Below are 26477 nucleotides of genomic sequence, written 5' to 3' on the forward strand. Positions count from 1 at the left end.
GGGCTAGTTTTCTTACATGTACAGAAACTTACGGGGGCGTCCCGGAGCCGTGCTGGCGGCGGCTGCCGTCGCGCAGTTCGTCGTCGCCCTGGACATGTCGGTGGTCAACGTCGCGCTGCCCGCGATCCGCCTCGCACTGGGATTCACCCCGCTCGGCCTCTCCTGGGTCGTGCACATCTACGCGCTCACACTCGGCGGACTTCTGCTGCTGGGTGGCCGGGCCGGCGACCTCTACGGTCGGCGTCGGCTCTTCACACTGGGCCTGGCGGTCTTCGGGCTGTGCTCACTGGCGGGCGGGCTGGCTCAGGCGCCCTGGCAACTGGTCGCCGCCCGAGCCGGCCAGGGCCTGGGTGCCGCCGCAGCCGCCCCGGCCGCGCTGGCCATGCTGACCGCCACGTTCCCCGAGGGGCCGCGGCGCACCCGGGCGCTCGGGGTGTGGAGCGCGGTGAACGCGGCGGGCGGCGCACTGGGGGTGCTCGCGGGCGGGCTGCTGACGCAGTACGCGGGCTGGCGGTGGGTCATGCTGATCAACCTGCCCATCGTCGCGGCGGCTCTCGCACTGGTCCTCGCGGGCGTGCCCGCCGACGCACCTCCCACCCGGCGCGAATCTCCGGACATGCTCGGCGCCGTCCTGGCGACCGGCGGAATCGGGCTGCTGGTGTTCGGCGTTGTCCGCACCGACACGGCCGGGTGGGGCTCCCCGGCCACGCTGGTGGCCCTCGCCGCCTCGGCCGTACTACTGGCCGCCTTCGTCGTCACCGAATCCCGGACCCCGGCACCGCTGTTGCGCCTCGGGCTGCTGCGCAGCCGCTGGGTCGCCGGCGCCAACGTCCTGGTGTTCCTCGCGGCGGCCGGGCAGTTCACCGCCTTCTACTTCGTGTCCCTGTATCTGCAACAGGTCCTTGGCATGGGCGCCGCTGCCACCGGTGCCGCGTTCCTGCCCTTCTCCGTCGGCCTGGTCGCGGGCACCGTCGCCGCGACCCGCATCACCTCCTCCCGCTCCCCGCGCGCGGCTCTGGTGTCCGGCGCGCTGCTGGCCGCCGCAGGGCTGGCCTGGTTCTCCACCATCACACCGGACGGTGGCTTCCTCGCCGACGTACTCGGCCCCTCCATCCTCACCAGCATCGGCACCGGACTGGTCCTGGCTCCGGTCGCCGCCGCCGCGACCACAGGCATCACCCCCCGCGAGGCCGGCATGGCATCAGGCGTCTTCAACAGCTCCCGTCAACTCGGCGGCTGCATCGGCCTGGCCGTCCTCGCAACCGTCGCGGCGCACCGCACCGGCACGGCCACCAACCCCGCCGCACTGAACGACGGCTACGCCCTGGGCCTGGCGGTCACCGCCGCGCTCTTCCTGCTCGCCGCGGCCGTTGCGATCGCCATACTGCCCCGCCGCCGCGCTGAGCCAACCACCCCGCAAGCCGCCACCTCCACAGAGAATCAACTGGAAGGAACACCGTCATGACGACGACACCCATCGACCTGTTCGCCTCGGCACTGCTGTTCCACCCCGACGGCGACGTCCGAGCCGCCGAACGCCGCATGACGAGCAGCGACTCAGGCGCATGGCAGATCGCGACCTTCCACGTGGAGACCGACGCCGACGTCCACGCCGACCACTGGGAAATGCACCCGGAGGCAGACGAGGCGGTGTGCTGCCTGGCAGGCGGCGCCCGGATCCACTTCCGCCCCACCGGGCCCGGCGAAGCCGGCGAGGCAGTGCAGTTGCCGGCGGGCGCCGCCGTGATCGTTCCCCGGGGCCGCTGGCACCGCCTGGAACTGGACTCTCCGAGCGACCTCATGTCGATCACCCTCCGCCACGGCACCCGCCTCGAAAGGCGCACCGACACCCACTGACCGAAGTGTGGCCCGGCAGACCCTGCTGCCGGGCCACCACCCGCCGCGCTTGGGTGCGGAGGTGCAGATCAAGGTGGTTGAACGAGGCAACGGAACGCCTGGGCGAGCTCACACAGGTCGTGGACTTCGCGCTGGTGGACGTGGTGCCGGCGGAGGCGCGGGCGGTGCGGCGCCGGATGCGCCGGGTACCCACTGGTGCGGGATGCGCACTGCGTTCAGCCCCGAAGCCGACGGCGAACTCTCCTGCGCCACCACCCTGCTGGGGCATCTGACGGCCGGGGTTGGTGGTGCCGGCCGACGCCGGCTTCGACGCCTGGGAGTTCCTGCGCGACATGCAGGCCGCCGCGGGGTGGGCGGAGCCTCCAGTGGCGATCTGCGAGCCGGGCGGCCCGCACAGGGCCAACGCGGCTGGCATGCTGGGCAGTTCGGACTTGGGTCCACTGTGGCATTTCTGTGACATGGAGCGAACCGGTCCGCCACGCAAGTCCACATAGATTCACTCATGCACCACTAAGCCACCCCGGATCACGCCGGACGAGGGCGATCGGTGCCGAAACCCTCTTTCTCCGCTCGTTTCTCTGCTCGCACTTTCACACGCAGGAGTTGCCATGCGTCGTCGCGCCCTCCGTACCGGCTTAGCCGTAGCCGTCCTCGCCGGTTCCGCCCTCGCCCCGACCACCGCGTTCGCGGCCGGTTCCCACAGTGCCCGCACCGCGTCGTCGGCCGATCCTTCGACCGCCCGGTGCACGGTGGTCAAGGAGGACAGCGTCGGCGCGGGCACCGGCATCCGGATGACGATGAGCCCCCAGGGCCCGTCGGTCACCTTCTTCGACGAGGGCGACCGCAGCCCGATCACCAGATTGGGCACGCTCGACCGCAGCCGTCCCGCGCTGCCGCAGAGCGCGGGCATCGAGGAGGAGATCCTCAGCCCGTACGGCTCGGCTCCCCAACTGCTCACCAAGACCCAGGGCGGCGCTGCCCAGTACGACCTCGTCGCCTTTCCCCGGATGCCCAAGGGCTGTTCGGTGGACAAGGCATTGGTCATCGAGCAGTGCACCGTGGTCAAGCGCCAGGACATCGGCGCGGGCACCGAAGCCCGGATGACGACGAGCCCGAACGGCCCGTCCGTGGAGTTCTACGACTGGGCCGACAGCAGCCGGATCACCCGCCTGGGCACGCTCGACCGCGCTCACCCCAAGCTTCCCGACTCCGCCGGAATCTACGAGGAGATCGAGGGGCCGGAAAGCTGGACCCCACGACTGAAGTCGAAGACGGAGGGCGGTTCCATCGGGTACGTGTTCTTCGACTTCGCCAAGATGCCCAAGGGCTGCCCGCTGCACTGACCCACCCCGCACCACGTCAGCCATCCCCGTTCCCGGCCGGGAGCCACCATCACACGGTTGCTCCCGGCCGGAAGCCGTACAGCGAGCCCGCCCACGTCATCCTCGCCGCGGCCAGAGAGCCGCGTCGCTCATGGCCGCGAGACGCCGCAGTCGCCGTGTCGTCACCTCCCACCGGCGCGAGGACGATCAACACCCGGACACACCGGGCGCGGGGTGACCTCAGCGGTCGCGCCCGACACCGCGATCGGGTGCGCTCATGTCCCCCGTCCCGGGAGTGCCGTCGGCCAGCCCGTAGCGCAGATACACGATGCCCTTCGGGCCGGCTACCGGGGGCGCGAGAAGCGTGACGTTGGTGGGCACCGCGCCACCGTCGAACACCTTCTTCCCGACGCCGAGCACGATCGGGTGCAGCCACAGATCGAGACGGTCGAAGAGCTTCTCGCGCAAGAGGGACTGCACGAGGTTCAGGCTCCCGACGACCTTCACGTGCTCGTGCCGGTCACGGATCTCGCGCACCGCGTCGGCGAGGTCCGGGCCGAGTCGCGTGGACCCGGCCCACGAGAGGTCGGGCCTGCCGCGAGAGGCCACGTACTTCGGGACGCGGTTGAAGAGCGTGGCGATCTCGTTGTCCACGCCGCCCTCCTGGTGAGGCCAGTAGGCGGCGAAGATGTCGTACGTCCGCCGGCCGAGCAGGAGGGCGTCCGTGCCCTCGTACGCGGCACCGGCCTGCGCCTCGGTGACCTCGTCCAGCAGAGGCGCCTGCCAGCCGCCGAACGGGAACCCCACCGGGTCTTCGTCAGGGCCGCCGGGCGCCTGCCCGACGAGGTCGAGGGTCGCGAACAACTCGATGTGGATGAGGCCCATGGCTTACTCCTGATGAGTCGGTTACCTCCGTCAAGAGGTAGACCCACCGGTACTCGCGGACTCATCGCCACGCCGGAACCCGACTGCATCCGGTCTTGCTCAAGACAGCGGCGCGCCTTGACCGCTACGGGCGCGTCCCCCGCTCTGGACGTCAGCGGCCGTGAGTGTCCCTCTCCGTCTACTCCGACGCCCAGCTTCGGCACCTACGCACGCGGGACCCCCGGTTTGGAGACTTTCCAGGATTCACACTGCGGGTACGGAGTGACACGAACCGTTACGATTCACCCAGATGGCGCAACTGGGCAGTGTGCCGGGTTCCGCCTCGCCGCACCGTGAGAGGCGAGTGCGGTAAGTGCGGCCAATTCGGATCACACTCCACCCCCGGTCGACCAGGTCAACCACGAGACGAGCTTCCTCGGGGTCCGGCAGGCCCAGGCCGAAGGGCCGGTGGCCGCCTGAGCCGGCCAGGACACAGAGCTGCCGGCCGGTCGGCTCGTTCAGAACCGGGGCGCCGACGGGTTCGTTTCGCTGCTCCGTGAGGAGCTACGACTGTTCATGCAAGTCGGGGCCGCGGATAGACGCTTCACTCGATCGTTTGGGGACCTGACGATTCCTCGGAGATTCCAGGAGTCGACCTCCCCGATTCCCCGATTCCCGGAGGCGGACATGCCACTCAACAGCGCCCGGTTCGCCGGGGTCGACAGGTTGGAACGGTGTCTGGCAGGAGAATTCGCGGCCCGTCTGCACCAGGGCACAACGGGAGACTTCGTCGCTCTTGTGCAGCAGGCACTGATGGACCTCGGCGAATCACTGCCGGCCTTCGGCGCGGACGGGGTGTACGGGCAGGAGACCGTCGCGGCTGTGCTGAGTTACAAGACCGCCCGCGACCTGCGGAGTCCGGACGGGTCGATCGACGGGGTCGTCGGGCCGCTGACGATGGCCGCGCTCGACCAAGAGTGCACGGCACTCGACGAGACCTTCGGTGGGTGTCCGCCGGACTCGGACGGGCCGGTCGTCGATCTCGGCGGCGCCGACGAACAGCTCGTCAACGTGGTACTCGCCCACACAGCGGCCGCTGTCGCTGTGGGCGTCGACGGCGATGGCGCGACCCGCCTGGTGAACTCGGGGGCCGAAGTCCCCACGGACCTGGCGGCCGACCTGGTCGGCGCGGCGGCCCGGATGCTCGGCGACGACGGTGCGGCGGCGTCCGTGGATCTCGTCGATGCGCTCGGCGAGCTGGCGACCCTGTTCACCAATGCCGGGGAGATGGAGAACGCCAAGGCGGTGACCGACGGGGCGCAATGGCCGCCGACGGTGGATCCGGGGCCGGCGCTTGCAGCGCTGATCGTGGAGGAGCTGGCGCAGCACATCATCGGCGGGGCAACGCTGGTACGCGACCACAGCAAGGAATCGGCTCTGATCGAGGCGGTTCAGCACGCCAATCTGGGACGGATATCCCTCGCGCCGGCTCCTACCACGGCACCGGACGGTTCCATCCACATGCCGAACGCGCACGCGAAGTTCACCATTCCGTCCACGGTCGCCGGGGTCGAATTCAAGTTCACGCACGGCGGCGACAAGCGACTGCCGAGTTACCATCCGGTCTCGGCGGCGTTGGCCGGGCTCGACATCCGGCACGTGGTCGGCCTGGTCCGCCTTGCGCTGCACCTGTCGTCGACGTGGGGTGTGACCGAGGTACATCATGCCGGGATCAGCGGGGACGCGTCCCGGAACGACTGCCATGGCAACGGCAGAGCGATCGACTTCGTCGGCGTCGTGGGTTCCCGGCTCGGGACGCCATTCCATCTGACAGTCTTCAACGACTGGAAGAACCACAGCGTGCCGGATCTGGACGACCCGACCAAGCCCCGCCGACCGGACTGGCCGCCGGTGACACGCCGGCTGGCGTTCCGCCTGCTCAGTCTCCCAGGTGTGGACCCGCTCGCTCGCGACTTCTTCGCCGACCTCTACGCCTGGGTGGCCGGCGAGTACCAGGACAAGACCGAGGGCCCACTTGAGATCGGTCCTCCGTCGGCGATCGGCGGGGCCAGCAGGATCATGACACCCGACCATCCGACCTCCGCGCCCGGCACCCCGAACGGCCGGGAGGCCCACCACTCCCACATGCACTGGCAGGTCGGGCCGACCGGAACGCAGACGCCGTGAAAGCGGTCTGACGCCGAGCTGCGCAACCCGTAGTGGGCGAGAGCCCGCAGCTGAATGAGCTCGGGAAAGGTTTTGGTCACATACGCGCCATGGAAGTGGCGTAACCAGGACTTTACAGGTGAGCGGAGTGGCCGCTGAATCGTCCTTGAAGGGCGGTCCACCGTGGGCGCCATGAGCCACGTGGCAGGCACCGTCCTCGCGACTCGCCTGGAGGCCGCAATGGACTGGCAGCGCCACCGTCGCCTCAACCGTCCCGACCGCCGCAGACGGCCTGCCGCGGTGGCCCTTGCCGCGGCGGCCGCCCTCGCCGCTTCCCTCGTGGGCGTCTGCTCGGGCCCGGCCACCGCGGCAGTCGTTCCCGCCTCGTCTCTGTGCCCCACCGGGAACCTCTGCCTCACGGGGGCCGGAATCGGCATTCCCGAGCCGCTGCCGATACGCGAGTGCAAGGTGGCGGACTTCACCCCGTACTTCGAGGTGAGCGTGGTCGAGAACAACACCGACCACTCCGCACGGATCGTGTACAGGGGCGGATCGCTCATCCTGATGCCCCGAACGGGCATCGACTCCCGACCGCCCCTGGAGATCACCTCTGCCGGGACGCTCTGCTAAGGGGCGGCGAACCAGCCGTACATCAGTGTCCGGTCCGTATCCATCACGCCGCCACCCAGGCCCCGAGCAGAGGGGAACAATATGCGAACGTCACGACGGTTGGTGTCGCTGTGTGCGGCCACGGGGCTGGTAGCCGGCGGATTGTTCGCCACCACGACCGCGTCGGCCGCGGCCAGACGCGATGACGTCTGCCTGCTGGACGTATACCTGCCCCTGGAAGGCGGGGGACGTTCCTGACACTCCTGCCGCAGTCCGCGGCGCGATGCGCTACAGCCGGACGGTGGTGCCGGGCTCGACCCGGCTGATCGGGACACCGGTCAGGCCGTTCTCGCCCAGGAGGTTGGCGGTGAAGGTCTGGCCGAGGTCACTGAGCATGAGTTCGTGGATCTGAATGACGCGCTCGGGCTTGACCGCGCGGACGTAGTCGGCGGCTTCGCCGAGCTTCGTCCACGGCCCGCTGGTCGGCAGCAGCAGGGTACGCACACGGGCGTCGGGCGCGAAGTAGGCGTCGCCGGGGTGGTAGAGGGCTCCGTCGTCGAGGAGGTAGCCGACGTTGTCGGGGCACGGGATGTCGGCGTGGATCGGCGCGTGGCGGTGGCCATGCACGGCGACAGTGACGGAGCCGACGGTGAAGGTGTCGCCCGCGGCGACGGCACGCACACGGCCGTCATGGCCGCCCAGGGCGGCCGCGACGGCGGCCGTGCCGTAGACCCGCAGCTCGGGCCGGGCTTCCAGGGAAGCAGCGACGAGCTCCTCGTCGAAGTGGTCGAAGTGTTCGTGAGTGATCAGGACGGCATGGGCCCGGCCGACGGCCTCCGCCGCGTCCGGTGTGAGAGTGCCGGGGTCGATGAGCAGGCGGGTGCCGTCCTTCTCGATCGTGACGCAGGCATGGGCGTGCTTGGTGAGCTCCACGGTGATTCCTTTTCCCGACCGAACGATTCTCTACAACAAAACTGTACACCTAGGTTCCACAACCTAGGTGTACAGTTCTGCTGGGGTATGAGTAGGCTGATGTCATGGACGACAACCAGCTGGCCGAAGAGCTCCGCCTGGTCATCGGGCGGCTGGTTCGCACGGTGCGCGCCGTCGACACGATGCCTTCGGGCGAGGCCACCGTCCTGGGCTACGTGGACCGCGATGGCCCGCTGACCACCGCCGACGTCGCACACCAGTGGGGTGTCAGCCACCAGTCGGCCGCCAGAGCGGTCAAAGACCTACTCGGTCAGGGCCTTCTGCACGCCGAGGCCCACCCCAGCGACGGGCGCAAGCTCCTGCTCCGCCTCACGCCGGAGGGAAGCGACCGGCTGGCCGAGGAGCGCCGAAGGCGTGCGGACCGGCTCGGCACCGCGATCACCGAGGCCCTCGCCCCCGACGAACGGGAAGCACTTGCGAAGGCACTGTCCCTGCTGTCACGCCTGGACGCACACGTGAAGGTCAAGTAACCCGACCCCGCCTGCGCCACGGTCCACCGATGGGCATCACTCGGTCACTTGCCGACGAGGTCGCAGTTCGCCGGACGGCACCCCGGTGGGGTCGTCGCGCCGGTCCGGGAGCTGCGATATCGCCTCGGCCAGGCCTGCGATCACCGCCTCGCCGACTCCCGTGTCGCCGAAGGCATCCCGCAGGGCGTCCAGGCGCGGCCGAAGCCTGACCGGCTCCAGCGCGAGTCGCTGCCGCGGCACGTCGAATACGGGAACGCACGAAGTCACTGTTCCCGTGGATTCCTCGGCAGCCTCGGCTCCCTCGGATCCCTCGGGCTGGGAACGCGGCGGGGCAGGCGTCGAGGCAGAGGCATGGTACCGGGCCTCCGCCTCGGCCAGGCGCCAGAGACTGTCGAAATGATGGGCCACCGCGTCGACTTGTCCCGAGGAAACATTCCGCACCCGTCCGGCCAGGTAGACGGCCAGCGCGTCCACGACGTCGGGCATCGGCAGTCGCCGGCTCGAGAACGCGTTGTAGATCGTGGTCCGGGAGGCCCCCGGCACATCCTTGAGGCCCTTCACCATCGTCGTCAGCGACGGGCTCTTGGCCACCAGATGGAGCTCGTGCAGCGCGTCGTTCAACGCGCGGTGCATCCAGTGCGGAATATCAGGCTTGCGCAGGCGTCCGGCCCGTCCCATCCGTCCCCCTCCATCCACGCCCGTTCAGCAGCGTTCAACGATGTTCTCACGTGACGCAACCCGCCCTATGGCGTAACGACTTCCTGCCGGCCTCAGCCCCGATCGGACCGATTCCTCAGCCCTGGCCGCTCCCACGCCAGGTCACGAGCACCACGCAGCCGTCGATTCGTGAGGAGCACACCATGAGCAAGAGGCCGACACGGACCCTGCGACGCCTGACCCGAACCGCCGTGTTCAACGTGGTACGCGGAGCCGCGTACGCCTGCGGGGCCGCAGCGGTCACCGGCCTCGGCTGGTGGATCGAAAGGATCTTCTAGCCGTCGGCCCGGCCCTCACTTCCCGGAACGGCCGGTCGGTACCGCACCGCCCTGGCGACTTCAGCCCGCACGTCGCCGGACAGCTTCCGATCGCTGCGCGCCGTGGCCGTGCCGGATTTGCCGGCGGGGATATCCGGTGCGATCACGACCGCGGTGTCCAGGAGACTGTCTCCCGAATCCCGACTGCGGTCGCCGTCGCGGCACAAGTTCGCCGAGTTGGTCAGGCGACGGCTTTGCTTGCCGTTGTCGGCGGCGTGGAGGTGGTTGCCGATGCGCACCGAGACGGCGATCAGGCAGCGGACCTCGACCTCGTCCTCGTCGGGGCAGAGGGAGGAGAAGAGCGAACGCAGATAGCCGATACGGCGGTTGTCCACGCGGCGCAGGCGCTCGGCGACGGCCGCGTCGAGGCGGGCCCACTCGCGGATCGCCAGATCGGCGGTGGTGCCCCGCACCGGCCCATCGGTGGCCTCGGCGACGATGGCGAACAGTCGCTCCAGTCTGGCCCTGGCATCTCCCCCGCCGCTCTCCACCTGCTCGATCACGCTCTCGGCGACCCCGTACTCCCAGGTGTCGAGCATTTCCGCAAGCAGCGCGTCCCGGTTGCGGAAGTACCCGTAGATGCCGCCCTTGCTGACGCCAAGCACCTGCGCCAGCACCTCGACCCGGACTGCTTCCGGGCCACCTGCGACGAGTGCCCGCAAGCCTTCCTCGATCCACTTGCCGCGTGGCGTGCGCGTCGCGCCCATGGCGTGCGCCTCCTCACATCCCCGCCAAGTATGGAGAGGGGCCTGCTCATGCGGCTTCCCCGAACCGCCCACACCGGCCGCCCCTGGCGGATCCATGAGATCACCGGCGACTTCACGGTCGAGGACGTATGGGCACTGCCCACCCCCGGCGGACCCGACGTTCTTGTGTGGCTGGTGCGTCAGATCGCCGAAGGAATCCGTGGCGGGGTGAGCGGAGAGGGTGCCGTCTCCCGCGTGCCTTTTCGCCGTCCGCTGGAAGCACGGGGCGCTGCTCGGCTGGGACAAGCCGGGTACCGGCATCGGCACCCGGCTGCCCTCCCTGCACGACCGCCTCCCGAAGGACCTTCGGGAGGGCCCCCGGGGTCCCGACCTCGGCTCGTCCTCGTTCACCTCCCTCTACCTGAGGGACGACGAGTGGGCCGCTGAGATGGGCAATAGGACCGTGCACGCGCTGATGCACATCGGCTGGGTCCCGGACGCGTCCGGCGGCTGCCGCAACCAGATGGCCGTCCTGGTGAAGCCGAACGGGTTTTTCGGAACCCTCTATACGGCCGTCATCAAACCTTTCCGGTACGTCGGGGTATATCCGGCGCTGGTGCGCTCCATCGCCCGCGAATGGCAGGCGAACGCCGCCAGGCGGGGCGACCGCGAACCGGTCAACGTCCTGCTCGACTTCACCCATCGGGTAGAACTCTGACCGGGAACCGAGAGGCCATCCTCATCCCGAGCCTGATTGACCGATCAGCAGCCGTGTACGGCCAGAACGTCCCTGGCCGAGAAGCCAACGCCGTTTCAGCACCTGACCGCCAGGAAACGTAATTCGGCAACTCACACAGGGCCTGTCCGACGGTTCGTGTGACTGCTTCACGCACACATCGTTCGGGTCGGCGGGACCCGGGGTGATCTCTCGGGCAAAGAGTGGGCGCGATGGGAGCCGCACCCGCCGAAGATCGCGGGGCACCGAAGGCGGTCGGCGCGGTGCCCGGCTTACCGCGGGCGGTGGCCACCCGCAGTGTGGTCTTCGCTGTCGAGCAGATCGAACCTGTCAAGTACCGAGCCGTCCCGCCGACGACGAGCACGTAGTCGTCGCCACGGTCGGAGACCGAGGCGAGCGAAGTAGGTGCGGTTCGCCAGCTCGAAGGCGAGAACCGCCGGGGCGTGGCCGGCATGCAGCCGCTTCGGCTCGGGCGTTGCCCGACTCTGCCCAGATGGTGCGCCGTGGGCACCTGAGTTTCCACCAGCGGCAGACAGCCCCCAAGACCAGGCACATAACGATCTGCGACTGGAGCACTGAGCGGTCATGGCCAGTATGCACTGATCCCGAAAACCCAATGGTTGTTATCCGTCACACGCGCGAGCATCATGTCCGGGCCGATTCTCGTGGCGGCAAAGAAACGACCATGGCCAGCAAAAGCCCCTCATTTGTCCATCACCCCTTCCCGGCGCCTGTCAAAGGGAGTTGCCCCATGCCGTTCATCACGGTTCAGAACCAGCTCTACAACGCACTGGTCGAAGGTCTGGGCCAGTCGAATCAAACCTTCCAGCTCCTCCAGCCGGCGGCCCCGATCACCTCGGACGGCGGGGACAGATTCCTCTGGTCCTTCCTCAACAACATCCCGCCGCTCTCACTGGACCAGAACTACACGCAGAGCGGCGGAAATCAACTCTTCTCCGACTACAAGGGCGTCCTGTCCGCACTGCGGCCGGCGACCAAGGTCGACATCAAGCAGGAGATCGGCCAGGAGAACTTCGAGAACTTCGTGAAATACCTGCAGTCGCTGAAGCCGATACCTCCGGCCAATCAGTTCCCCGACGTATTCTTCAACTGGGCGATGGTGAACGCGCCCGACGTCGCCCAGCAGGGAGCGTCGGCGTACGCGGCGATCATCCTCGACCCGATCGGCGGCGCGCAGCAAGCTCTGATGCCCTACATGCAAAGACCGCCGGCGCCACCGGACTGGGTTCGGGGCTACGACGCCCTGCTGCAGGATCTCTCGCAGGCGCCTCGGCGGGCATTCGAGATGCGCAGCGCCACCACAAGCTCGGACGTGAGCAGGACGTGGAGCTCCGGGCGGCGCTCCGTGCTGTTCGGCCTGTGGAGAAGCAGCGAGAGTACCGAGCGTCTGAGTGAGTACTTCTCGCAGAGCGAGCTCACCGTCAGCGCCTCCTTCGGGCACCTGCTGAACTTCCAGACCAATGCGGGAGCCTGGTACGGCTCGTCCGCGCTCGGCACCGCCTACGCCAAGAAGGGCGACCCGCCGTGGCGTAGCGGCAGCGCGATCACATGGGACAACACATTCGGCGCCTCGGGAAACATCCAGCGGGTCGCGATCAATCTGATGGTGGCCGACACCATGGAAATCACCGTGGCGGCCAAAACTTCGTACAGCCAGCAGGACCAGCAGACCATCCGCGGAAACGCGGGCTTCGGGCTCTGGCCGTTCTACAACGGCCGCGGAGAGTACGGAATGACGACGAACACACAGTTCAGCGGTTCAGGCGGAACCACGATCACCACCGCGTCCGCTCCGGGCGTTCCGGTGGTGATCGGGGTCAACGTCCTGCCGATCGGCCGATTCCTCGGCTACACGCCGGCAGCGCGCGAGCAGTAGCGCCCGGGTCGGCGTCGACGCCGACCCGGGCAGGCCGGTGAGCCGGCGGCCGACCGCCGGCTCACCGGCAGTTCAGAAATGCCCGCAGTTCAGAAATGCCCAGGGAAAAACGACGGAAGGCCGGCGCCATGCCAACCGTGCAGCCTCCGCCCAACCCTCCGCCCAACTCGATGGCCGAGCTCCAGAACCGCTGGTACAACGCCGTATTGCAGAACTTGCCCGCTCCCCCCTCGACCACCCAGCTCGTCCAGCCCGCTCCCCCGGTGGAACTGTCCGACACCGCGCTGTGGACCAGGGGGAACATCGTTCCGCCCGCGTCCCTCACGTTCAACCGTCAACGGGTCGAGAGCACGTCCTTCTTCGACGCGTACACCACCGTGATTCAGAAACTGTCCGTCCCTGAGAGCGCTTTCGTGGCGGCAATCGGTTCGGTCGTCCATCAGGAATGGCTCGTGTACGTCAGAGGGCTGACGCCCCAGCCGGACGAGGACAGGCTGCCCGATGTCTTCTACACCTGGGCCATGACCCACCACCCGGATATCGCCAACGAGGGCGCGTCCGCGCTACGGGATATCGTACGTCTGAGAGCACTGCAGCGGTTTCTCTGCTCGTATCAGGGGCCGCCCCCGAAACCCGCCGAGTATCTCGGCGGCATCAGGGAGCTGCTGAGCGTGCTCAGGAGCTCCTCATCCGCGATGATTTCCTTCGACAGCACGACAACGAGCGGGGATGTTTCCGGCACCTGGACCAGAGGGGTGCACAAGGACTTCTCGGGACTGTGGTCCGGCGCCGATCAGTTCGACACAACGACCGCCAGATTCGCTCGGAGTGTGGTGACGGTCAAGGCCGAACTGGGTGCGTATGCGCTCTGGGCGGTCAATCCTGATCCCCGTTGGTACGATTCGAGTCAACTTCACGTGGCCTACACGAAACAGACGATTCCCCCTTGGGCCTCGAATCCTCGTCTGTACTGGGACATGGCGTTCGGCGAGAAGTCAGGGAGGCTCCAGCGTGCGATCGCCTCGCTGATCGTGGTGGAAAGGCTCAGGAGTGTGGTCACCTCGGATGCCGTCTTCTCCCCCGAGGACCAGCAGGTCGTCAAGGCGAAAGCGGCTGCAGGTCTGTGGCCGTTCTTCGTTCCGGCCGGCGACGGCGTCACCAACAATGCCGACTTCGAAGGTGGAAAGCTGAGACTCGAAACCACCACCTCAACGGACAGACCGCTGGTCATCGGAGCCCATGTACTCCCCATCGCCAGATACCTCGGCGCTTCGAGTACCGCCCCTCGGAGTGCCGAGTCCTCCGCCGAGCGACCCGCCCGGAGACCAGGGCGGCGTTGACGAGCTCGACGCACGCGAGCCACTGGACGCGGATCCTGCCCCTGAACCTCGGCGGTCGGCCTGTGTCGTTCGGGGACTGGCTCGGTCGGAGTTCCACGAATCTGCCCAGGACGACAACGTCCCTCTCCCGAAGTCCCCGGATAGCGGGTAGACAGTGGCGGTAGTTGACGACGGCCGCGCTCGCTGCGGCCAGGTCTCCTCGCGGACGTACCGCTCCTCGGTCGGACGTACCGCTCCTCGGTCCAAGCCCAGAATGCCGTAGGAATCCCGCAGGCCTCAGGCCTCCGCCATCCACAGCGGAAGTCCGTGGCGCGAACGCCTCAGCCGTCCCAGCGCGCGCACGCGAGCAAGGGGACGACAGAGACCCGCCGAAGTGAGCACATACCCGGCCCCCATCCTGCCGCAGGTCCGGCCAAGTCAGAAATCGGTCGGGTCGTCAGGGCGCGGGGTGTGCCATGCTCAAGTGCGTGACGACCGAGTCTGTTCGCGACGAGGACCCCGCCACACCGCCTGCCGTGGTCGCACTGGGCAAAGTGGTGGCCAAGCTACGGGCCGACAACGAGCGGCTGGAGCGCCAGGCGTCCACCACGGCTGTGCTGGAACGCGCCAAGGGCGTGCTGATGGCCCGTTCCGGCTGCTCGGCTCCGGCGGCGTACGAGGAGCTGACCCGGCGTGCGGCGGCCGGCAGCCGTACGTTGACGGAGGAGTGCTGGATAGTCCTCGGCGAGATCCACCAGCGCCCGGCCGTGCCCGCCGCCCGGGAGGGCCAGCGGCCGCCCGATACGACCGACGTGCCCGGCGACGGTTCGGTGTTCGCCCCCGCCGCCCATCACACCCGGCACACAGGCACCGACGTCCCGAACCCGCCGTCCCAGCCGAATCCGTCGAAGCCACCGAACCAGTCAATTCCGTCGAACCCCCGGAGACGATCACACTCGGCGCTCTGAGCGAGGCCCTCGCCGACGTCACCGACCCTCATGACCTGGCCTGGCGACTCCTGGACCACCTGGCCGTGGCTCCGGTACAAGCCGACGCCGTGATGCTTTACACCCGTACCGGTGACAACGCCCTGGAGCTGACCGGGCACGCCGGTGTCGGGGCCACCGTGGCCGCCCAATGGCGGCATGTGCCGCCCGTCGCCGGGGTCGCCGCCCTGGAGGTGATCCGGCGCGGCGAGCCGGTGTGGCTGGAGGACGCCCAACACGACATAGGGCATTATCACTTGATCGGGGAGCCCTCCCGGTGGCCCACCCGCGCCTGGCTCCCGGTGGTCACCGGTGGCACCATCACCGCGGCCCTGGGCGTACTGCGCACCACGGACGCACCGTTCGAACCGGCGGCACGCGAACTGCTCCAGCAAGTCGCTCCGCTGTGCGCGGGAAACCTGAGCATGACCGGCGCGTCCCGCGCACGGCCCGCCGACCGCACCGCGCAGCGGGTCCAGGCAGTCTTCGACGCGCTCCCCGGGGCGGCTGTACTGCTCACCCCCCTGCGGTCGGCGGCCGGCCAGGTCGAGGACTTCCGCGTCGATGCCGCCGCCCCGGACTCGGTCGACGTCGCCGGGCGGCACGGCCGGCAGCTCGTAGGGGCGCGCGTGCTGGAGTGCTACCCGACCATCGCCGGTTCCCCGGTCTGGAACGGCTATCTGGAGACCCTGCGCACCGGCGCGGTCTTCGAGACCGACTCCTTCCCCTACCAAGAGGTGGCGGCCGGAGTCCGGCAGCACTCCACCTACAAGCTGCGGGCCGCCAAGCTGGACGACCGGCTGGTGATCACCTGGGCCTGCGAGGACGAGGCCGACCGCCAGCGGCGACTGCTGGCCGACCTCCAGCGGGTCGGCAACCTCGGCTGGGCGGACTGGAACCTGGCCGCCGACACCATCACCTGGTCACCCCAGGTCTACGACATCCTCGACCGGGACCGGTCACTGGGCCCGATGCCGCTGGAGGAACTGCCCAGCCGTCTGCTGCCCGAGGACCTGCCCGCCTTCGCCTGGGAGCTCCAGGAACTCCTCGGCCGGGGAACTCCCCTCGACCATCCGTTCCGGATCAGGACGGCCGCCGGGGTGCGGCATCTGAGGATGGTCGCCGAAACGGTGCCGGACGCCGACGGCACCCCGGTGGAGATCCACGGCTTCGTACAGGACCTCACCGCCCGGCGCCGCGCCGAGCTGGCCCTGACCGAGTCCCGGCAGGCCGTCCAGGCCCAGCGCAACGTGCTGGAGGCGGAACGGACCGTCGCCGCCCGCCTGCAGCACGCGCTGCTGCCACTGCCCGGGCAGTCGCTGAACCTGGCGGACCTGCGGGTGGACGTGGCCTATCTGCCCTCGCACGACGACCTCAATGTGGGCGGCGACTGGTACAGCGCCCTGGAAATGCCGGACGGCAGCGTGCTGTTCGCCGTCGGCGACGTCGCCGGGCACGGCATCGACGCGGTGGCCACCATGGCGCAGCTGCGCTTCACCGCCAAGGGCATGGTCTTCACCGGTTCCTCGCTGACCGGCGCACTTCACCGGCTCAACACCCTGTTGCTGCACGCCCACGACGGGCACCACTCCACCGCCACCATGGTGCTCGGCCGCTACGACCCCACCCGCCGCTGCCTGGCCTGGGCGCAGGCCGGCCATCCGCCGCCCCTGCTGGTACGGCAGGGCAAGACGGAGTTCCTCGCCCCGCCCGAGGGCATGCTGCTGGGCGCCACGCCACAGCCGCACTACGGCGAGGCCGAGTGCCGCATCGAGCCCGGCGACCACCTGCTGCTGTACACGGACGGACTGATCGAGCGCCCCCGTGAGCACCTGGACGAGGGCTTCGACCGCTTCGCCGAGGCGGCCCGGCGCGAGCTCGGGGAAGCGGACGCCGGATCGCTCCAGCCACTGCTGGACCGGCTGCTTTCGGGCGAACAACGCGATGACGTCTGCCTGTTGGACGTACACCTGCCCCTGGAAGGCGGGGGACGTTCCTGACACTCCTGCCACGGTCCGAGGCGCGATGCGCCTGTCCGGCCCCACCCGAACGCACGCAGGGCGGGACCGGACAGGCGTCTCGACACAACGGCTGACGCCTGTCAGCGCGCCTTACTTCTCTTCGGCGACGCAGGTGGTGTGGTTGAGGACACCGATGGTGTCGGTCCCGCAGTTGTTGCTGAACCCGGAGGCGTTGCGGGAGTCGATGTTGGAGAGCAGACCACCGCTCGGGCCGGTCACCTGACGGTCGTTGCCGTGGCCCTTGTGGGAGTCGCGCCGGGTGACACAGGTACGGTCGTTCAGCAGGCCCACCCTGCTGGCGCCGCACAGGTTGGAGTGCGCCGAGGCGTTCCTGCTTCCGATGCTGGACAGCAGACCGCCCGGCCCCGCGTCGATCGTGTCAGCACTCGCGGCCACGATGCTCGCGGGGGAGGCCAGGACCGCCAGGGCCATGCCGGACAGAACCGCGAATCGCTTCAGTGAATCCACTGGTCCGCCTTTTCCTTGGTTTTTCCGATGATGAGACACAGGTAGGCGACAAACGCGGCCGACGCGCCCTGTGGCATTCCCGTCGACGCTCACCCGGTTGGTCTAACGGAATAGCTCGCCCGAGGTTACGATCGGACGAGCCCATATCGATCCCATATCGAGACCGTATCCGGCGGAAGAAAGTCGTCACCCGGACCGGGGTCAACCCCCGTCCACGGTCTCCGCCAGATCGATCAGCGCCCAGAGATTCCGCCACCACTGCTCGAGAAAGCCGTAATGGCGAACCGTGTGCGCCACGAAGTAGAGCCCGAAGCGGTTGACCGCCAGGTCCTTGAGGGCGAGGCGGTACCCCAATTCCCACCGGTCCTTGTCGATGACTGCCCCGGTGTGGGTCTCGAGCGATGTGCGGTGGACTTCCGAGAGCTCCTGGACCACCGCCGCGTCGATGTCGGCGGGCTCCAGGGCGGTGCAGAGCAGTTCCGCCAGGTCGTGCTGCGGAATGTGGAGAGTGGCGAGCTCCCAGTCGTACGCGCAGAGCCTGCCGTCCGCCCGGACGGCGAGGTTACGGGGATTGAAGTCGTTGTGCACGAGCGTTCGCGGCATGGCCTCGATCCGGGGCCACCAGCGGTCGATGGTCCCGATGCAGTCGAGAAGCCGGTCGTGATGGCGACCGCTGACGATCTCGGGGAACTCCTGCGCCGAATGGTCGGCCAGGGCCAGCCACAAGTCCCTCATCTCCACCATGTCCGGGGCATTGGGAACATGGCCGATCCACGGCATCCGGCGGAGCGCCGATTCCTTTCCGTACCAGACGGAGTGGAGTTGCCCGAGGTCACGGAGGGCGATGGTCAAATGCCGGCGCGACCAGCCGCGCCCCCGGTCCGACGTGTCCATCAGCTCCATGTCGCGAAGGCACTCCATCACGATGACGTAAGCCTCCCGCCGGTCATCACGATGGATTCGGTACTGCTTCGGCACGAGGCTGGTGAAGCGGGTGTCGGTCTGCTCGTACAGGGCCAGTTCGCGCACATCGCATCCCACGAATCCGAGACGCCGGTCGAACGCGCGGTAGTGGGCCGCCACCGGGCCGCCGCACAGAGCGGCGGCCAGCCCGGCCATCTTGATGACCTCCCGGTCGGTGGGCTTGACCTTGACCATGACGTCGAGCTTGTCCGCCACGTCGTCACGCTCGACCCTCAGCTGCATCGGAAAGAGGCCGACATCCTTCTTCACCGTCCGCGACGTCAGCTCCGAAAGGACGCTGGGGCCCATGGGAATGCGCACCGCTTCGACACCTGTGACCTTGACGCCCGGCATCCCGGAGTCGCCCAGCGCAGATTCGAAGAACGTGGCGTCCAGCTCGTCGAGTCGGAACCGGCGGACCGGCCGGTTGCGGCCGAGGCGTTCATGGGCGCTGGCGAACTGGCCGGAGGCGGCGGCCGAGACCGTCGAGAGATCGAGGGCCAGGGCGAAACCGGCGATGATCTCCGCCAGCCGGGCCGCGCTCCCCCGGCCCGTGCACCCCATCGCCTCCAGAAGTTCGTGTTGCGCGGGGAGGTGAGTGCCGCCCCCGACCGTGCCGATGGCCAGCCCGGGGAGGGTGATGCTCGCGTAGACGCCTTCCGGCCTCCGCTCGAGGACGAACTGGCTCAGGCTCGACTCGTGAACGCAGGCGATGTCCTGCCCCGTCGCGGTGAACAACGCCGCCACCATATTGGCGGTGTTCGCGTTGGAGCCCAGTACTCCGCTGTGCACGGCCCCGGCCGCGATGTGCTGGTAGCCCCTGACCAATTCGTCGGGCGTGGTCTTCAGGACCCGCTCGACGATTCCTCCGGGCAGGAGGCAGTCGGCGGATACTCTGATTCCGCGGCCCTCCGCCATGGCCTGGGACGACGCCTTCTTGTCGCCCGAGGTGTTTCCCTCGACGATGAAGGATTCGAGCTCTTCGGGCCCGATCAGATGAGACCGGTCCAGGATCCACTGACAAGCGTGCCACGTACAGGCCGTGGTCATGTTCTGCCCGGCCGCGTCCCCGGTGGTGTACCGGAATTTCAGATGAACGGTCCTCCCCACCACCAAGGGCTGGACCGAGAGCAGCCGGGCATGGTCGGAGACCTGCCCAACGGCCGTGCGGAGCGCCTCCAGGTGCTGGGGAATCACCGAGGCGAAACGGCTCGCGGCCGACAGCCGGGAAAAAGCGAAGACGGGTGCCCGGGTCATCGTCTGCGAGAGGACGCGAGTGCTGACACCACCTGCCATGGTGACGGCAAGGGCGCCCCGCGTCGCCGAGGAGACCAGGGCGCCTTCCGTGGTCGCCATAGGGGCATGGACCTCGCCTTGGACGTTCTCCCCGTGGATCAGCAAGGGACCTGCGACGCCCACCGGGATTTCGACAGTGCCGACGAAACCCTCGATGTTTCCCGTCAGTTTGCCGGCGTCGAGCTGTGTGTGCTGCAAGGAGTCGAGCTCCAGCCGGGTCGTGGAACGGAACCAGGCCAGCCGCTGAAGGCGCGCCGACTCCGTGTAGATCCCTCTGGCGGGAACGTACCGCCCGGCGGGACGGGGCGGACGGGGCCGGCCCGGATTCTCTCCAGGGTTCATGAGACATCGCTTTCGTCATGCGGGCACGTGTGTGACCGAGGGGATTCTTCGAGGACAGCGGCGGCGGCCCGAGGGACGTCGGAAGGCACACTGGAAGGCGAGCCGGGAGGCGAGTCAGGAAGCGAGTCGCGGAGCGAGGACAAGCGCAGGACCAGGAACGGGACGGCCAGGGTGACGGCGCCGAGAGCCAGGCCGTCCCACAGCCCATACCAGCTCCCGACGGCGCCGGCGAGAAGGGCGGCCACCGGCTGGGAGCCGTAGACGACCCACCGGCTCGTGGCGAGCATGCGGCCCTGCAACGCGGGGTCGCAGGCGGCCTGCCGTACGGTGCGCTGGGTGGAACCCTGGGCGACGGCACACCCCACCTGAACGAACATCCCCACGCCCACGGCCACCTGCCAGAAGCGGCCCGGCGTGGCGAGCAGGAGCGGGGCCACCGTGAACGGCGCCAGGGCCAGCGCGACGAGCATGACGCGCACCGGGCCGTACCGCGCGACCAACGGGCGGACGACGAGCGCACCGCAGAACCCACCGAGCGCGCCCACGCTCAGCGTCGTGCCCAACGCCGCACTCGAGTAGTGCAGCCGACGCAGCAGGTAGACGGGCCACAGCGTGGTGAGAAAGGCCATGACGGCGACGTACGCGGTGGCGGCGAGCACCAACGGCCGGATCGTGGGATGGGACCACACATAGCGCAACCCCTCCGCGATCTCTCCCCGGAAAGTCGTCTTCCGGCCCGGCCGTGCCACATCCGGTTCGTGGGTGCGGATACGCCCGAGGAGCACAGCGCAGACCAGGTAGGAGATGACATCGAGGCACACGGCATGGGCGGCGCCGAGGGCGGTGACCACGACAGCCCCGAGCTGGGAGCCCGCGCTGTCGGCCAGGGAGTTGATCCCCCCGAGCTTGGAGTTCGCCTCCATCAGCCGGGAGCGGGGCAACAGCGACGGGAGAAGGCTGATGCGCGCTGTGGAGCCGAACACCTCGGCGACCGAGCCCACCAGTGCCACCCCGTACAGCAGCCCCAGGGACAGCCGGCCCATGGCGTCGGCGAGTGGGATGACGAGGAAGGCGGCACCACCTGCGAGCGCCGCGCCCACCATCACCGGACGCTTGCGGTGCCGGTCCGCGAGCGCCCCGGCGGGGAGCGACACCAGCAGGGGCGGGCACTTCTGGGCGAACGAGAGCAGCGCGGCCTGCCAGACGGAGACGTGCAGCTCGACCACCGCGACCAACGGCAACGCCACCTGTGTGACCCCGCTGCCCACGAGGTCGACGGCGTTCGCGAGCCAGTACCGGAAGAAGCATCCGTGCCGCCAGAGACTGCCTTCCGACCGTCGTAACGTCATACCCATCACAACGATCAGCTCGGGAAAGGGTGCGGAGGCCACTGCCACCCGACCGACCCTGACTGCCCCGCGCCGCCCCGGGTGTCCGGATGTGACAGAACCACGTCATTGCGGCCATGCCCGTGACGGCCGGACCATAGGGGCATGCACCAGACGCACCACCGCGTTGTGATCGCGGTCTTTCCCGACGTCGATCTCCTCGACGTCACCGGCCCGGCCGAGGTGTTCGCGCTGGCCAACCGGGAAGGCGGCGGCCTCGCCGCCTACGAGGTCCGCCTGGCCGGTCCCGGGCGGGCGGGCCAGGCCGTGGCGACCTCGGCGGGTATGCGCCTGGTGACCGACATGGGTCTGGGGGACGTGGGTACGGCGGTCGACACGCTGCTCGTCCCCGGCGCGGTCGACCAGGGGCCCGACGGCCCCCGCGCCCGGATCGACGACGACATCGTGGACTGGATCCGGGCCACCGCCCCGCACGCACGGCGCGTCGCCTCGGTGTGCGTGGGCGCGCACCTGCTGGCCGCGGCCGGCGTGCTGGACGGCAAGCGGGCGACCACTCACTGGTCCACCGCCGCCCAACTGGCCGCCGATCACCCTCGGGTGGAGGTCGACGCGGACCCGATCTTCATCCGCTCCGGGCGGGTGTGGACCGGTGCGGGCATCAGTGCCTGCCTGGACCTGGCGCTGGCCCTCGTCGCGGAGGACCACGGCGAGGACCTGGCCCTGGCAGTCGCCCGGCACCTGGTCGTCTACCTCAAACGCCCCGGTGGCCAGAGCCAGTTCAGCGTGCCGATCAGCCGCCCGGCCTCGTCCCGCAGGGACATCGACGAGTTGCGCCGGTACATCGGCGAGCACCTCGGCGAGGACTTGTCGGCGGCCGCTCTGGCGGCACGGATGTGTTTGAGCGAACGGCATTTCTCCCGCGTGTTCACCCAGGAGACCGGCGCCACCCCCGCCGCCTACGTCGAAGCCGCACGGGTCGAGGCCGCCCGCCGGCTGCTGGAGACCACCGACCAGCCCTTGGAGCAGGTCGCCCGTACCTGCGGTCTGCGGTCGCCGGAGACCCTGCACCGGGCGTTCCGCCGGCAGATCAGCACCACCCCGGCCGCGTACCGCCGCCGCTTCCGCACCGCCTGACCACCACCTGCCCGCCCCCGCGTCACGACGGCGGGCCCACGCACCTCGGTGCGCCCTATTTCCGCCCAATTGAGAGGAATGACCTCACCATGTCCACACCCATCTCCGCATCGACGAGCCTGCGTGACGTGATCGGCCTCGACAGCCGACTGCCGCTCCTCAAGGACACCACGGTCATCCTGATCGACTTTCAGAACACCTACCGCGCCGGCGTCATGGCCCTGGACGGCGTCGAGGAGGCCCTGGCCGCCGGTGCCCGGCTGCTGAGCGCCGCCCGCGCCCAGGGGGTACCGGTGGTGCACGTGGTCAACGACGGCGGCCCGGGGACCCCGTACGACATCCGGGCCGACATCGGCGCGATCAGCGACGAGGTCGCCCCGATCGAGGGGGAACCGGTGGTGGTCAAACAGTTCCCCAACGCCTTCCACACCACCGACCTGGACGCCACGCTGCGCGCGCTGGGCGCCGGCCCCGATGTGGTGCTGGCCGGTTTCATGACTCACATGTGCGTCACGTTCACCGCCCAGGGCGCCTTCAACCTCGGCTACCGCCCCACGGTCGTCGCCGAGGCCACCGCGACCCGGTCACTGACGGCCCCGGACGGCGCCACGGTGCCCGCGGCGGTCCTCCAGAACTCGGCTCTGACGACCATCAGCGACCTCTTCGGGCCGGTCGCCCTCCACGTGAACGACCTCACGCCCTGAAATCCCGGGCCGGCGTCGCGCACCTCGCGACGCGGTTGTCTCCTCCTGCAGGGAGGCGACGGTGAGACCGGTTGTCGGGCCGTGCCGCAGCATGCCAATGGCCTGAGCGAGCGTGAGCGCCAGCAGCGCGCCCATGACCGTCGACCGCGCGAGCGCACCCCATCCGGCCTGGTCCGTCGCCAGGTGTGCCAGCTGCAGGATCAGCATCCCCCGGCCGATGGCCGCCGCGCCGGTGATGAGCGCCTCCTCCCGCCGGTGCCCGACCTCGCCCGCCAGGACGCGAAGGATCATCAGGGCGAGAACGAGGCAGAGGAGGTAGGAGCATACGAGCGCCGGTGTGCGCCGAGGTGTCGCGGCCAGGATGACGAAGCTGCCGATCGTCCAGGCGCAGGCACTGAAGAGGCAGGTCGTGCGTCGTCCGTGCCGGACCAGGAACGTCCGCTTGCCGAAAAGGGCGTCGCCACGCACATCACGGAAATCCTTGAGCAGGATCCGGCCGACGAAGCCGATGTAGAGCCCGAGGAGCATCAGCAGGTCGCGCGGGTGGACGGCGGAACGGGCCGCGGTGAGGGCGAGCAGGTACGGCAGCGCGACGTAGCAGGCCGGCAGCGCCAGGGCCGCTACGGCTCCCCGGTCGGCGAGGCGGATCGGGCGCAGCGAGTACCCGGCGCTCACCGCGAGCGCGGCGAGCATCAGCAGTCCGGGGCGGGGTCCGAGCACGAACGCCGAGCCGAGTGCGACGGTGGCGGACACCACGGCCGTGACGACGAGTTCCCGGCTGCCGGCGGCGGCGGTGACCAGCGGCCGGTTCCGGTCACCAGGAAGGTTGACCTGGTCGATGGCCCGGTCGGACAGGTCGTTGACACAGACCGAGCAGAGCAGGAAGGCCATGACCGGGATGAGGCACCCTGCCAGGAGCAGGCGATCCTCCGCGTGTCCGGCCTGGGCGAGGCCGAGCGCGACGTAGAGGGCGAAGAGCACGGCGACGGCGGGACGGCTGAGTATGACCAGCACACGGATGCGGTCGGCTATCTGTCGATCGAGCATTTGCGCGGCCGCCCTCACTTGTTCGGGAACAACTGGATCGAGCCGGTCGCGAGCAGCACCATCACTCCGAGGACCCCCAGGCCGCCGAGTATCAGGACGGCGGCGAGCGCGCAGCCGAGAACCATGGCGATCTTCGCCAGGAGCGACCGCTCCCCGGTGGCGGGGACATGCGACGTGGGCGGATGCGACGGGTAAGGCGGCGGCGAGGAAGGATCCTGCACGAGCTCTCCCCTTTCTCTTCCGGACTTGGCGGACTTGTTTGACAGACTTGACGGACCGTCAGTCAGTGTCCACTCGACGTCGCCTCAGCACCTGAGTATTCGTACTCAGAAAGCTCGCGTCGGCTTCCGGGGGTATTCCGTCGGGCTTCCGCCGGGCTTCCGCCGGGCTTCCGCACGCCGGGGGCGCATTCGGCCCGCCCGGAACGTGCTCCGGCGGGCCGGGCCCGTACGCACTACCGTCGGCGGCATGACACGCTACTCGCGTGGCCGGGCAGTCGCCGCCGCGCTCGCCACGGTCCTCGCCCTGATCGCCGCGCCGAGAACGGCCGTTGCCGCCCCGGCCGCCCAACCGCTGAGCTGGGGCAGCTGTGTGCGCGGCCCCGACGACAGCGCGGGCAGGGAACTGGAGGCGGCGGGCGCCCGGTGCGCGCGGTTGGCCGTCCCGCTGGACCACACGCGCCCCGGTGGCCGGACCGTGACCGTCGCCCTCGCCCGGATCCCGGCGGCGGACACGGCCCACCGCATCGGCACCCTGGTGGTCAACGAAGGCGGCCCCGGGGATCCCGTCATCGACTTCCTCCCCGCCCGTCGCACGGCGTTGGGCGCCACCGGCGCCCGTTTCGATCTGGTGGGTGTCGATCCGCGGTTCACCGGCCGGAGCACCCCGCTGGACTGCGGCTGGGAAACCGGCAGCTACTTCCGGTCGGCCGGCCACGACCGCGCCGGCTTCCGCCGCACGGCCGCCTTCGAGCAGGACCTCGCGCGACGCTGCCGCACCCGCGCCGACGCCCGGGACCTGCTGCCCCACGCGTCGACCCGAAACGTCGCCCGTGATCTGGAGCTGGTCCGCGCGGCCCTGGGCGAGCAGCGCCTTTCGTACCTGGGGATCTCCTACGGAACGTACCTGGGCGAGGTGTACACGGCGATGTTCCCCGGCCGCACCGACCGGATGGTCCTGGACGGCGTCCACGAACCGGGCCACCTCGCCCCCTGGCCCGAGTACGGCACCGAAAGCGCCAACGAGGCGGCGCTGCGGCACTGGGCCGCTTGGGCCGCCGCCCGGAACGGCACGTACGGGCTGGGGGCGAGCGCCGACGACGTACTCGCCACCGTCGCCGGGATCGCCGGGGCGTCCGCCCACCGGCCGCTGCGTGTCGGTGACTACCTGCTGGACGAACACGTGGTGCCCGTCCTCTTCTACGGGGTGCTCGGTGCCGACACCGAGGCGACCGACGCACAGATCGCGGTGATGACCGGCACCCTCAAGAAAGCCGCCACGGAGGGGCGGGCCGAACCCGATCCCGCGCTCGCCGAGTTGCTGCCCTCCCTGCTGTCCGCCCAGAGTTCGGCGTACGCCAGCGCGCAGACGGCGTTCCTGTGCGCCGACACACCGGGACCGCACGATGCGGAAGTGTTCTGGCACGCGGTGCAACGTTCACGGCACAGGCATCCTCTGTTCGGCCCGCTGCTCAACAACACCACCCCGTGCGCCTTCTGGGACCCGCCCCGCGAGGGGCCCACCACCGTCGACGGCGACACCCCCGCGCTGATGCTCAACGCCACCGGCGACCCCCGAGTGCCGTACAACGAGGCTCAGGCCATGCACACGCGATGGCCCTCGTCCCGGATGATCACGGTGACGGACTCGTTCCGTCACGCGGTCTACGGCACCGATTACGGCAACGCCTGCGTGAACGACGCCGTCAACGCCTACCTCGCGAGCGGCAACCTCCCACCGACCGACCTGAAGTGCACCGCCGGCCGTCCGGACCGCGTGGACTCCATGCGCACCACTTCGGCGGACGTCGTCCGACCCACCATCGTCAACGGGACCGAGCTCGGGCATCTCGACGGACTGCGGGAATGGCTCCGGCTCCCCCACCGGTGAAACGGCTCCTTCCGGCCGAGCGCGGTCGATCAGCATGTGGTTCGGGCCCGGAGCGCCGTAGCGGCCGAGGCGGCCGCCGTAGGCCACCGCGCCCGGGGCCGTCCG

At 69.3% G+C, this 26477-nt stretch carries 23 protein-coding genes and 2 pseudogenes; 15 read left to right on the top strand and 10 right to left on the bottom strand.

Going from position 1 to position 26477, the window contains the following annotated elements; all coding sequences use genetic code 11:
• Window positions 1-16 precede the first annotated feature (16 nt).
• The 3 genes from EKH77_RS02380 to EKH77_RS02390 all read left to right on the top strand — a co-directional run bounded on the left by EKH77_RS02380 (window position 17) and on the right by EKH77_RS02390 (window position 3200).
• Window positions 17-1465: an MFS transporter gene (locus tag EKH77_RS02380; RefSeq protein ID WP_126912778.1), complete on the top strand. Its 1449-nt coding sequence runs from the start codon at window positions 17-19 to the stop codon at window positions 1463-1465.
• Complete coding sequence (locus tag EKH77_RS02385) at window positions 1462-1857, top strand: cupin domain-containing protein (protein ID WP_126912779.1); 396 nt, start codon at window positions 1462-1464, stop codon at window positions 1855-1857. The genes EKH77_RS02380 and EKH77_RS02385 overlap by 4 nt, the downstream gene beginning before the upstream one ends.
• A gap of 608 nt (window positions 1858-2465) precedes the next feature.
• Window positions 2466-3200, top strand: coding sequence for a hypothetical protein (locus EKH77_RS02390; protein ID WP_126912780.1), 735 nt, complete (start codon window positions 2466-2468; stop codon window positions 3198-3200).
• 219 nt (window positions 3201-3419) lie between these two features.
• Here the strand turns inward: EKH77_RS02390 and EKH77_RS02395 are convergent, their stop codons facing one another.
• The gene (locus EKH77_RS02395) at window positions 3420-4064 is read right to left on the bottom strand and encodes a dihydrofolate reductase family protein (RefSeq protein WP_126912781.1); all 645 of its coding nucleotides are present in this window, start codon (window positions 4062-4064) and stop codon (window positions 3420-3422) included.
• 666 nt (window positions 4065-4730) lie between these two features.
• Between EKH77_RS02395 and EKH77_RS02400 the strand changes: the two genes are divergently transcribed.
• Both EKH77_RS02400 and EKH77_RS02405 read left to right on the top strand, forming a co-directional pair.
• The gene (locus EKH77_RS02400; protein ID WP_164737703.1) at window positions 4731-6230 is read left to right on the top strand and encodes a peptidoglycan-binding domain-containing protein; all 1500 of its coding nucleotides are present in this window, start codon (window positions 4731-4733) and stop codon (window positions 6228-6230) included.
• Window positions 6231-6401: 171 nt separating this feature from the next.
• On the top strand, window positions 6402-6839 hold the full coding sequence (locus EKH77_RS02405) for a hypothetical protein (RefSeq protein WP_126912783.1): 438 nt from the start codon (window positions 6402-6404) through the stop codon (window positions 6837-6839).
• A gap of 267 nt (window positions 6840-7106) precedes the next feature.
• Here EKH77_RS02405 and EKH77_RS02410 read toward each other — a convergent pair whose 3' ends face one another.
• Window positions 7107-7751 (bottom strand): MBL fold metallo-hydrolase, encoded by a 645-nt coding sequence (locus EKH77_RS02410; RefSeq protein WP_126912784.1) that lies wholly within the window; start codon window positions 7749-7751, stop codon window positions 7107-7109.
• A gap of 104 nt (window positions 7752-7855) precedes the next feature.
• On the opposite strand from EKH77_RS02410, the gene EKH77_RS02415 reads away from it, so the two are divergent.
• Window positions 7856-8281 carry a MarR family winged helix-turn-helix transcriptional regulator gene (locus tag EKH77_RS02415; protein ID WP_126912785.1) on the top strand — a complete coding sequence of 142 codons (426 nt, stop codon included), beginning with the start codon at window positions 7856-7858 and terminating at the stop codon, window positions 8279-8281.
• Between the two features lie 36 nt (window positions 8282-8317).
• Here EKH77_RS02415 and EKH77_RS02420 read toward each other — a convergent pair whose 3' ends face one another.
• Window positions 8318-8959, bottom strand: coding sequence for a hypothetical protein (locus EKH77_RS02420; RefSeq protein ID WP_126912786.1), 642 nt, complete (start codon window positions 8957-8959; stop codon window positions 8318-8320).
• Between the two features lie 182 nt (window positions 8960-9141).
• Here EKH77_RS02420 and EKH77_RS34255 point away from each other — a divergent pair, with 182 nt between their 5' ends.
• The gene (locus EKH77_RS34255) at window positions 9142-9276 is read left to right on the top strand and encodes a hypothetical protein (RefSeq protein WP_276319214.1); all 135 of its coding nucleotides are present in this window, start codon (window positions 9142-9144) and stop codon (window positions 9274-9276) included.
• On the opposite strand, the gene EKH77_RS02425 is transcribed toward EKH77_RS34255, so the two are convergent.
• On the bottom strand, window positions 9273-10022 hold the full coding sequence (locus tag EKH77_RS02425; protein WP_126912787.1) for a TetR/AcrR family transcriptional regulator: 750 nt from the start codon (window positions 10020-10022) through the stop codon (window positions 9273-9275). The genes EKH77_RS34255 and EKH77_RS02425 overlap by 4 nt on opposite strands.
• Window positions 10023-10070: 48 nt before the next feature.
• Here EKH77_RS02425 and EKH77_RS02430 point away from each other — a divergent pair.
• Window positions 10071-10719: pseudogene (locus EKH77_RS02430) on the top strand (DUF2867 domain-containing protein).
• A 311-nt stretch (window positions 10720-11030) separates the two neighbouring features.
• On the opposite strand, the pseudogene EKH77_RS33590 reads toward EKH77_RS02430, so the two are convergent.
• Window positions 11031-11195: pseudogene (locus EKH77_RS33590) on the bottom strand (GNAT family N-acetyltransferase); the annotation flags it as partial.
• A gap of 293 nt (window positions 11196-11488) precedes the next feature.
• On the opposite strand from EKH77_RS33590, the gene EKH77_RS02440 reads away from it, so the two are divergent.
• The 4 genes from EKH77_RS02440 to EKH77_RS02455 all read left to right on the top strand — a co-directional run bounded on the left by EKH77_RS02440 (window position 11489) and on the right by EKH77_RS02455 (window position 16939).
• Window positions 11489-12634 (top strand): hypothetical protein, encoded by a 1146-nt coding sequence (locus tag EKH77_RS02440; RefSeq protein WP_126912788.1) that lies wholly within the window; start codon window positions 11489-11491, stop codon window positions 12632-12634.
• Window positions 12635-12804: 170 nt separating this feature from the next.
• Window positions 12805-13974, top strand: a complete 1170-nt coding sequence (locus EKH77_RS02445) for a hypothetical protein (RefSeq protein ID WP_126912789.1) — start codon at window positions 12805-12807, stop codon at window positions 13972-13974.
• 467 nt (window positions 13975-14441) lie between these two features.
• The gene (locus EKH77_RS34545) at window positions 14442-14921 is read left to right on the top strand and encodes an ANTAR domain-containing protein (RefSeq protein WP_346429043.1); all 480 of its coding nucleotides are present in this window, start codon (window positions 14442-14444) and stop codon (window positions 14919-14921) included.
• 65 nt (window positions 14922-14986) lie between these two features.
• Window positions 14987-16939 (top strand): GAF domain-containing SpoIIE family protein phosphatase, encoded by a 1953-nt coding sequence (locus tag EKH77_RS02455; RefSeq protein ID WP_346429044.1) that lies wholly within the window; start codon window positions 14987-14989, stop codon window positions 16937-16939.
• A 111-nt stretch (window positions 16940-17050) separates the two neighbouring features.
• Here the strand turns inward: EKH77_RS02455 and EKH77_RS02460 are convergent, their stop codons facing one another.
• The 3 genes from EKH77_RS02460 to EKH77_RS02470 form a co-directional block, all read right to left on the bottom strand.
• Entirely contained in the window at window positions 17051-17428 is a 378-nt protein-coding gene (locus tag EKH77_RS02460; RefSeq protein WP_240667185.1) for a hypothetical protein, read from the bottom strand.
• Between the two features lie 201 nt (window positions 17429-17629).
• On the bottom strand, window positions 17630-20029 hold the full coding sequence (locus EKH77_RS02465) for a phosphotransferase (protein ID WP_126912791.1): 2400 nt from the start codon (window positions 20027-20029) through the stop codon (window positions 17630-17632).
• Complete coding sequence (locus tag EKH77_RS02470; RefSeq protein ID WP_346429097.1) at window positions 20026-21384, bottom strand: MFS transporter; 1359 nt, start codon at window positions 21382-21384, stop codon at window positions 20026-20028. The genes EKH77_RS02465 and EKH77_RS02470 overlap by 4 nt, the downstream gene beginning before the upstream one ends.
• 138 nt (window positions 21385-21522) lie before the next feature.
• Between EKH77_RS02470 and EKH77_RS02475 the strand changes: the two genes are divergently transcribed.
• Both EKH77_RS02475 and EKH77_RS02480 read left to right on the top strand, forming a co-directional pair.
• On the top strand, window positions 21523-22512 hold the full coding sequence (locus tag EKH77_RS02475) for a GlxA family transcriptional regulator (protein ID WP_126912793.1): 990 nt from the start codon (window positions 21523-21525) through the stop codon (window positions 22510-22512).
• Window positions 22513-22601: 89 nt separating this feature from the next.
• The gene (locus EKH77_RS02480; RefSeq protein WP_206279796.1) at window positions 22602-23216 is read left to right on the top strand and encodes a cysteine hydrolase family protein; all 615 of its coding nucleotides are present in this window, start codon (window positions 22602-22604) and stop codon (window positions 23214-23216) included.
• Here EKH77_RS02480 and EKH77_RS02485 read toward each other — a convergent pair.
• Together EKH77_RS02485 and EKH77_RS02490 are read right to left on the bottom strand one after the other, a co-directional pair.
• A complete protein-coding gene (locus EKH77_RS02485; RefSeq protein WP_126912794.1) occupies window positions 23097-24263 on the bottom strand; it encodes a UbiA family prenyltransferase in 1167 nt (388 codons plus the stop codon). The two genes, EKH77_RS02480 and EKH77_RS02485, sit on opposite strands and share 120 nt — an antisense overlap.
• A gap of 14 nt (window positions 24264-24277) precedes the next feature.
• Window positions 24278-24484: a hypothetical protein gene (locus EKH77_RS02490; protein ID WP_126912795.1), complete on the bottom strand. Its 207-nt coding sequence runs from the start codon at window positions 24482-24484 to the stop codon at window positions 24278-24280.
• A gap of 247 nt (window positions 24485-24731) precedes the next feature.
• On the opposite strand from EKH77_RS02490, the gene EKH77_RS02495 reads away from it, so the two are divergent.
• The gene (locus EKH77_RS02495) at window positions 24732-26372 is read left to right on the top strand and encodes an alpha/beta hydrolase (RefSeq protein WP_126912796.1); all 1641 of its coding nucleotides are present in this window, start codon (window positions 24732-24734) and stop codon (window positions 26370-26372) included.
• Window positions 26373-26477 lie beyond the last annotated feature (105 nt).

The sequence above is a fragment of the Streptomyces luteoverticillatus genome, assembly GCF_003970715.1.
Lineage (GTDB): Bacteria > Actinomycetota > Actinomycetes > Streptomycetales > Streptomycetaceae > Streptomyces > Streptomyces abikoensis.

Excerpts from the sequence above, each read along its gene's own strand:
- EKH77_RS02380 (WP_126912778.1), top strand. The coding sequence starts at position 17 with ATGTACAGAAACTTACGGGGGCGTCCCGGAGCCGTGCTGGCGGCGGCT.
- EKH77_RS02385 (WP_126912779.1), top strand. The coding sequence starts at position 1,462 with ATGACGACGACACCCATCGACCTGTTCGCCTCGGCACTGCTGTTCCAC.
- EKH77_RS02390 (WP_126912780.1), top strand. The coding sequence starts at position 2,466 with ATGCGTCGTCGCGCCCTCCGTACCGGCTTAGCCGTAGCCGTCCTCGCC.
- EKH77_RS02395 (WP_126912781.1), bottom strand. The coding sequence starts at position 4,064 with ATGGGCCTCATCCACATCGAGTTGTTCGCGACCCTCGACCTCGTCGGG.
- EKH77_RS02400 (WP_164737703.1), top strand. The coding sequence starts at position 4,731 with ATGCCACTCAACAGCGCCCGGTTCGCCGGGGTCGACAGGTTGGAACGG.
- EKH77_RS02405 (WP_126912783.1), top strand. The coding sequence starts at position 6,402 with ATGAGCCACGTGGCAGGCACCGTCCTCGCGACTCGCCTGGAGGCCGCA.
- EKH77_RS02415 (WP_126912785.1), top strand. The coding sequence starts at position 7,856 with ATGGACGACAACCAGCTGGCCGAAGAGCTCCGCCTGGTCATCGGGCGG.
- EKH77_RS02420 (WP_126912786.1), bottom strand. The coding sequence starts at position 8,959 with ATGGGACGGGCCGGACGCCTGCGCAAGCCTGATATTCCGCACTGGATG.
- EKH77_RS34255 (WP_276319214.1), top strand. The coding sequence starts at position 9,142 with ATGAGCAAGAGGCCGACACGGACCCTGCGACGCCTGACCCGAACCGCC.
- EKH77_RS02425 (WP_126912787.1), bottom strand. The coding sequence starts at position 10,022 with ATGGGCGCGACGCGCACGCCACGCGGCAAGTGGATCGAGGAAGGCTTG.
- EKH77_RS02440 (WP_126912788.1), top strand. The coding sequence starts at position 11,489 with ATGCCGTTCATCACGGTTCAGAACCAGCTCTACAACGCACTGGTCGAA.
- EKH77_RS02445 (WP_126912789.1), top strand. The coding sequence starts at position 12,805 with ATGGCCGAGCTCCAGAACCGCTGGTACAACGCCGTATTGCAGAACTTG.
- EKH77_RS02465 (WP_126912791.1), bottom strand. The coding sequence starts at position 20,029 with ATGAACCCTGGAGAGAATCCGGGCCGGCCCCGTCCGCCCCGTCCCGCC.
- EKH77_RS02470 (WP_346429097.1), bottom strand. The coding sequence starts at position 21,384 with ATGGGTATGACGTTACGACGGTCGGAAGGCAGTCTCTGGCGGCACGGA.
- EKH77_RS02475 (WP_126912793.1), top strand. The coding sequence starts at position 21,523 with ATGCACCAGACGCACCACCGCGTTGTGATCGCGGTCTTTCCCGACGTC.
- EKH77_RS02480 (WP_206279796.1), top strand. The coding sequence starts at position 22,602 with ATGTCCACACCCATCTCCGCATCGACGAGCCTGCGTGACGTGATCGGC.
- EKH77_RS02485 (WP_126912794.1), bottom strand. The coding sequence starts at position 24,263 with ATGCTCGATCGACAGATAGCCGACCGCATCCGTGTGCTGGTCATACTC.
- EKH77_RS02495 (WP_126912796.1), top strand. The coding sequence starts at position 24,732 with ATGACACGCTACTCGCGTGGCCGGGCAGTCGCCGCCGCGCTCGCCACG.